We start from the raw sequence: 7,037 nt of genomic DNA, 5'->3' as shown, positions 1-7,037 counted from the left end.
CCCAAAGGCGTTTACGTACAAGCAGTGCTGCCGGCAGCCACCCGCACCGAGATTTGGCAGCGCGCCGGCATTGACGTCAACACGCTCCCGGAGGTGATGGAAGTGGGTGAGCTGGTTGATGCCGCGCTGGTTGGCTTTGACCGTCGCGAGCCGGTGACGATTCCCCCCTTGCATGTTGCCGAGCGCTGGGATGCGCTGGATGGGGCGCGGCAAGGGCTGCTGTCCGACATTCGGCAAGCCCATGCCGCTGAACGCTATCAGCAACAACACTGAGCCATCCACCGTATTCATCGGAATGTGAGTCCAACACCAAGGTCACTTCAATGCCCAATCTCTTATTTAGCCCTACCCAGCTTGGCAGCCTGCCGCTGAAAAATCGCATCGTGATGGCACCGCTGACCCGAAGCCGCGCCATCGCAAATCTGCCCAATGACTTGATGGCGGAATATTACAGCCAACGGGCGGGCGCAGGACTGATCATTACCGAGGGGACATCCCCATCGCCAAATGGCCTGGGTTATCCGCGCATTCCCGGACTGTTCAATGCAGAGCAAGTACAGGGCTGGCAACGGGTGACTGAGCGTGTGCATCAGGCCGGGAGCAGGATTTTTGTGCAATTGATGCATACCGGCCGTGTCAGCCATCCTGCCAACATGCCGGATGGTGCTCGCGTCCTGGCACCGTCACCGATTGCTGTGCCTGGTGAAATGTGGACGGATACGGCTGGTATGCAGCCGCATCCGGTGCCACATGAAATGAATGAAGCGGACATCGCCCAGAGCATCGCCGAATATGCCGAGTCGGCCAAACTGGCCTTGCAGGCTGGCTTCGATGGGGTCGAGCTGCATGCCGCCAATGGCTATCTGATCGACCAGTTTCTTAATACCGCCTCCAATCAGCGCAATGATCGCTGGGGTGGTTCGGTTGAAAACCGCATCCGCTTTGCGGTGGAAGTGGCCAGAGTCACTGTCGCTGTGGCTGGTTCCAAACGTGTGGGCATGCGCATCTCTCCGTATGGTGTTTTCAATGCCCAAGTACCAGATGCAGAAATGGACACGCTGTACCTGCGCTTGATTGATGAGTTGAATACCCTCGGCCTGCTGTATATCCATGTCGTTGATCACAGCGCAATGGGCGCTCCAGAAGTCAGCCCCGAATTGAAAGCCAAAATACGTAGCGCATTCAACGGGCAGTACATCCTTTCTGGTGGCTACGATGCCGCACGCGCCGCGGCCGATCTCAATGCAAACCGTGGCGACCTTGTTGCATTTGGTCGTCTGTTCATCTCGAACCCTGACCTCGTAAATAAGCTGCAGACCGGGCAGGAACTGGCCGAGCCGGATTTCGCTACCTTCTACACGCCTGGTGAAAAGGGCTACACCGACTATTAATCGATGTCTCATCCCGCTTGTGCTTGAGGTCACACTCTGATGGCCTGCGCAACCCGGCAGATGCTCAAGCAAATTCAAGGAGAGAAACATGCCTCTCGTGCGTATCGACATCAAAAAGAACCCTGATGCGACCTTTGCCCAAAAACTGGGCAAGGTGGTTTACGCGTCGATGAAGAAGGCGATCAATGTTCCAGACAAGGACAACTTTCAGGTCCTGACAGAGCACGACGACAATCATTTTGTCTACGACCCCTCGTATCTCGGAATACCTCGGACTGATGGCGTGGTGTTTATCCAGATCACGCTGAATGAAGGACGCTCGACGGAACAGAAGAAACTGCTCTACCAGACGATAGCGGAGGGGCTCCATGCAGAAGCGGGTGTTCGGCTGGAGGATGTCTTCATCAGTCTGGTCGAGGTCAAAAAAGAAAACTGGTCATTCGGCAGTGGCCTTGCCCAGTACGCAAACTGATGCGCTCGGCACCATCAGCTGATTCAGCACACGAATACTTCCATTAACGGAGTAAAGGATGAAATACAGCATTTTTGGCAAAACTGGCTTGCAGGTATCGCAAGTGGCTTTGGGTACCGGCAACTTTGGCACTGGCTGGGGCTATGGAGCCGATCCGGACGTTGCTGCCGATATTTTCAACGCCTATGCCGAGGCAGGCGGTAACTTTATTGATACCGCAGACATTTATCAGTTCGGCCAAGCGGAAGCACTGCTCGGAGACCTGCTGAAAGGACGACGTGAAGATTTTGTCCTGGCAACGAAGTTTACCAACGGTGCGGAACCTAATGCCAACCGGCTTGTAACCGGTAATAGCCGCAAGGCAATGATTGCCTCGGTGGAAGCCAGCCTTAAACGGCTCAAGACGGATCGAATCGACATCTACTGGGCACACCATCCTGACGGCATCACGGCCATTGAAGAAATCGTGCGCGGTTTTGAAGATCTGGCGCGTGCCGGCAAGATTCTGTACGCAGGCTTGTCGAATTTTCCTGCCTGGCGGCTTTCCCGGGCAGTCACCTACGCAGAATTAACGCAGGCAGTTCCCGTCGCAGCGGCCCAGTTTGAACACAGTCTGGTGCACCGCGAGCCAGAGGCAGATTTGTTCCCTGCATCACTTGCGCTGGGCCTGGGTATCGTCACCTGGTCACCACTGGGTGGCGGTATGCTGACTGGCAAGTATCGACAGGGGGAAAAGGGACGGGCTGAAGGTTTTGGTGGGCGTGTGTTTCAGGCAGAGAATTCAAGCCAGCGCACGCAGATTATTGACACGGTACTGGCGATTGCAACAGAGCTAGGGGTGAGTGCCAGTCAGGTTGCCATTGCCTGGGCCGGGACACACGGTTCCGTACCCATTATCGGGCCGCGTTCGCAAACCCAACTCAAGGACAACCTTGAGGCGCTGGATCTGACGCTTTCGGCAGAACAGATTCAACGTCTTGATACCGTTAGTAGTCTTGGTGCATCCATGGCTAGCAGAAAACTGATTTCCTGGCATGAAGACTACTAAACTAACCCGGTAGCGTAGGCAGTACGATCTCCCTGCTTTGAGCGCCATGCTTAAGCGGCATGTACCTTCCTTCACTTACGACATTGATGGCTGCTTTCAAACAGGAAGCAGCCATTTTTTGCAATGGACAATGCAAGTCGGCCCCTTTCCCGTCCGCCGTGCCGCAGCGGCAGGCAAATCATCATCCGCCTGGCGGACAGCTGATGTTTGAACAGTTCGATAGTTGCCAAGCGACAGCGGTGTTGCGATATCGGGCTTAACTGCGCGGGTCTTACCCCAAACCAGGTATGGCGCGCCAAGCTCTCTTTACCTTCCTCCTTCCCCCAAAAACCAGCTTTTTTCCTAGCCGCGCAAAGCCCATTCACAAAGTACGGACTTCCGCACCCACCGTGCGGGGCAAAGTACGGCCTGACGTCAGTATGGTTTTTTATGGAAATAAAACATCATTAAAAACAATAAGATAAAAATTTCTAACGGGCCGGAAAGGCTGGCACGCCAGTTGCAATAAGAAGGGCAGCTGAGAAGCTTTCAACTCACCCTTTCGATACAAACTGGAGAATGCCATGACTGTAAAGAACACTTCCGTCAAGAATGACAAGCTGAGCGCCAATGGCCAACATGGCGGCATGCCGCTGTTGCATGAACCCAAGCTGAACAAGGGCACGGCCTATAGCGTGGAAGAGCGTCGTCAGCTGGGTCTGGAAGGCCTGCTGCCGCATGCAGTGGAAAACCTGGACCGTCAGGTAGAGCGCGTCATGGCCCACCTGGACGAAAAAGCCGACGATCTGGAACGCTACACCTACCTGATCGGCCTGGAAGACCGTAACGAAACCGTGTTCTACAAGACGGTGATGTCCGACCCGAAACGCTTCATCCCGGTGCTGTACGACCCGACCGTAGCCGATGCCTGCGAAACCTTTGGTAACAACTACCGCCGCGCCCGTGGCATGTACATCACCCGCTACATGAAGGGCCGCATGGCCGAGGTGCTGCGCAACTGGCCGGAAAAAGACGTGCGCTTTATCTGCGTATCCACCGGTGGCCGCATTCTGGGTCTGGGCGACATCGGCGCCAATGGCATGGGCATCCCGATTGGCAAGCTGCAGCTGTACACCGCTTGCGCTGCGGTACCGCCGGCCGGCCTGCTGCCGGTGCTGTTTGATATCGGTACCACCAATGAAACCCTGCGTGCCGACCCCTTCTACATGGGTACCCGCGAAGCCCCGGTTTCCGAAGCCGAACTGGACGAGCTGACCGAAGAATTCATCCAGGCCGTGCAGGAGGTCTTCCCCAACTGCTGCGTGCATTTTGAAGACTGGAAGGGCACCGACGCCATTCGCATGCTGGATCGCTACAAAGACAAGATCCTCTGCTACAACGATGACATCCAGGGCACCGCCAGTGTGGCACTGGCAGGTATCGCTGCCGGCATGAACATTACCGGTGGCAAGCTGACCGAGCAGCGCGTGATGTTCCTCGGTGCCGGTTCTGCTGGCCTGGGCATTGCCAAGCTGTTCTGCGCCGAGCTGCAAACCCTGGGCCTGAGCGAAGCCGAAGCACGCAAGCAGGTTGCCCTGTTCGACATCAACGGTCTGATCGAGCATTCCCGTACCGATCTGTCCGATACCCAGAAGCTGTATGCCCGCCCGGCCAAGCCGTGCAAGGATTTCCTCAAGGCCATCGAAGAGTTCAAACCGACCGTGCTGATTGGCGTGAGCACCAAGGCGCGCGCCTTTACCCGTGAAGTGATCGAGCTGATGAGCAAGCTGAACGAGCAGCCCATCATCTTTGCCCTGTCGAACCCCACCCACAAGGCCGAGTGCAGTGCCGAGGAAGCCTACAGTTGGTCCAAGGGCAAGGCGCTGTTTGCCGCTGGCGTGCAGTTCCCCGACTTCGAATACGAAGGCAAGACCTACCGCCCGGGCCAGGCCAACAACTTCTACATCTACCCGGCCATCGGCCTGGCGACCTATGCCTGCCGCCCGACCCGCCTGAACGACGAATGCTTTATCGTGGCCGCCCACGCCACCGCCGACCAGGTCACGCTGACCCAGCGCGCCAAGGGCATGTTGTTCCCCAGCCAGGAGCAGATTCTGGAAACCGAAGTGACCACGGCAGCCCGTATTGCCGAGTACATGTTCGATTCCGGTCTGGCCCAGGTAGAGCGTCCGCGTGATATCCGCGCCTGGCTTGAGGCTCAGCTGTACAAGCCGCAGTACTGAGAGGGAAGACATGCGCCGCCCGGACGGGTGGCGCGTGAATAGCTGACGGGTGCTTCGCGCCTGATGGCCACCACCGGTACGACATGTCGGCTGGTGGTGGCTGACCAAACAAAGGTGTCTATCATGGACTACATCATTCATACCCTGCAGAAATACCCGGAGATTGCGATCTATCTGACCATCGCCGTCGGTTTCTGGGTGGGTAACCTCAATCTGGGCAAGTTCAATCTGGGGGTGGTTACCTCCACCTTGCTGGCTGGCCTGTTGATTGGCCAGGTGCATCTGGTGATTCCGGCGGTGCTGCAATCCACCTTCTTTGCCATGTTCCTGTTTGCCGTCGGCTACGCCGTGGGGCCGCAATTCATCCGCGCCCTCAAGAGCGACGGTATTTCGCAGGTGTTCTTTACCGTGCTGGTGTGTGCCTCCGGCCTGTTCACCGCCATCTTGCTGGGCAAGATGCTGCACTATGATGCCGCGCTGACTGCCGGCCTGCTGTCCGGTGGCTATACCAATTCCACCGTGCTGGGTGTGGCAACCGACCTGCTCAATCAGGCCAGCCAGATGCCCGGTGGCGTGAAGGTGGCCATGGCGCTGATGCCGGTGGCCTATGCCGTGACCTATCCCTTCGGCACCGCCGGTTCGGCCTGGTTTCTGGCTTCCTTTGCACCGAAAATGCTCGGTTTCAATCTGGTGGAAGAGTGCAAGACCTACGAAAAGGAAAATGGCAGTGGCCACACCGTGGGTAGCACCGCTTACCGCGAGTTTTCCGCCCGTGCCTTCCTGCTGAACAATGTTGATCTGTTCGACAAGACGGTTTCCGAAGTAGAAACCATGTTCAACCACGAAATCTTCGTGCGCCGCGTGCGCCAGGCCGTGGGCGCCAAGATTGTCGATTGCGAAGGCAACACCCGCCTGCAGCGCAATGATGTGGTGGCCATTTCCGGCACGCTGACCGCGTTGCTGAAATACCAGCACCATTTCGGCCAGGAAGTGAAAGACGTGCCGCTGCTGGACTTCTCCACCGAACTGCTCGACCTGGTGGTGACCAGTCGCAAATACGCCGGCAAGACGCTGGGCGACATCACCGGCGAACTGTTCGGCAAGCCGGGCCGTGGCCTGTTCCTCACCCGCTTCAGCCGTGGTGATCTGGACATGCCGATGGGGCAGGATGTGGTAGTGCAACGCGGCGACGTGCTGACCATTCTGGGTGCCAAGCAGGACGTGGCTGTAGTGGCCAAGCAACTGGGCTATGCCGACCGTCCGCTGGAAAACTCCGACATGGCCTTCATGGGCTTCGGCATCGTGGCCGGTAGCATTCTGGGTGCCATCACCGTGCACGTGGCCGGTATCCCGCTCAGCTTCGGTACTTCGGTGGGCTCCATCGTGGCCGGTATTGTCTGCGGCTACCTGCGTGCTTCCATGCGTACTTTTGGCAAGATTCCCGGCCCGGCGCTGTGGGTATTCAATAATGTCGGCCTGAACGGCTTTATCGCGGTCATTGGCCTGAACGCTGCACCGGGCTTCATTTCCGGCCTGCAACAATACGGCCTGACCCTGCTGTTTGCCGGAGCCGTGGTCACCATGGTGCCGCTGATTGTCGGCCTGCTGCTGGGGCGCTTCGTGTTCAAGTTCCACCCTGGCATCCTGCTGGGAGCCTGCGCCGGCGCCCGTTCCACCACTGCCGCGCTGGGTGCATTGCAGGACGCCGCCCAGAGCAAGGTGCCGGCACTGGGCTATACCGTAGGGTATGCCGTGTCCCGGCTGGTGATGGCTGTGTTCACCATCGTGCTGGTCAACGTGTTCTAGCTGTCTTGTTCTTTCTCCTTTCGGTCGTCGTGGTTCTGCCATGACCTTGCCACGCAGATGACCCTGCGTGGCTTTTTTGCTTGCCATGTTGCGGCGCA

General features: G+C 57.5%; 5 protein-coding genes and 1 pseudogene. All 6 read left to right on the top strand.

What is annotated here, in order from left to right:
* Positions 1-273 (top strand): annotated as a pseudogene (locus tag EAY64_RS16180) (SDR family NAD(P)-dependent oxidoreductase); the annotation flags it as partial.
* Positions 274-323: 50 nt separating this feature from the next.
* Entirely contained in the window at positions 324-1,391 is a 1,068-nt protein-coding gene (locus tag EAY64_RS16175) for an alkene reductase (protein WP_103525771.1), read from the top strand.
* A gap of 88 nt (positions 1,392-1,479) precedes the next feature.
* Positions 1,480-1,863: a tautomerase family protein gene (locus EAY64_RS16170; protein WP_103525770.1), complete on the top strand. Its 384-nt coding sequence runs from the start codon at positions 1,480-1,482 to the stop codon at positions 1,861-1,863.
* A gap of 58 nt (positions 1,864-1,921) precedes the next feature.
* Complete coding sequence (locus EAY64_RS16165) at positions 1,922-2,911, top strand: aldo/keto reductase (protein WP_103525769.1); 990 nt, start codon at positions 1,922-1,924, stop codon at positions 2,909-2,911.
* A 563-nt stretch (positions 2,912-3,474) separates the two neighbouring features.
* Positions 3,475-5,133 carry an NAD-dependent malic enzyme gene (locus EAY64_RS16160; RefSeq protein WP_103525768.1) on the top strand — a complete coding sequence of 553 codons (1,659 nt, stop codon included), beginning with the start codon at positions 3,475-3,477 and terminating at the stop codon, positions 5,131-5,133.
* 123 nt (positions 5,134-5,256) lie between these two features.
* Positions 5,257-6,939: an aspartate-alanine antiporter gene (aspT, locus tag EAY64_RS16155; RefSeq protein WP_103525775.1), complete on the top strand. Its 1,683-nt coding sequence runs from the start codon at positions 5,257-5,259 to the stop codon at positions 6,937-6,939.
* The last annotated feature ends 98 nt before the right edge of the window (positions 6,940-7,037 follow it).

Source organism: Aquitalea palustris (assembly GCF_003693445.1).
Lineage (GTDB): Bacteria > Pseudomonadota > Gammaproteobacteria > Burkholderiales > Chromobacteriaceae > Aquitalea > Aquitalea palustris.
Note: the sequence above shows the minus strand (reverse complement) of the source record. Positions and strands in the feature narration are given on the sequence as shown.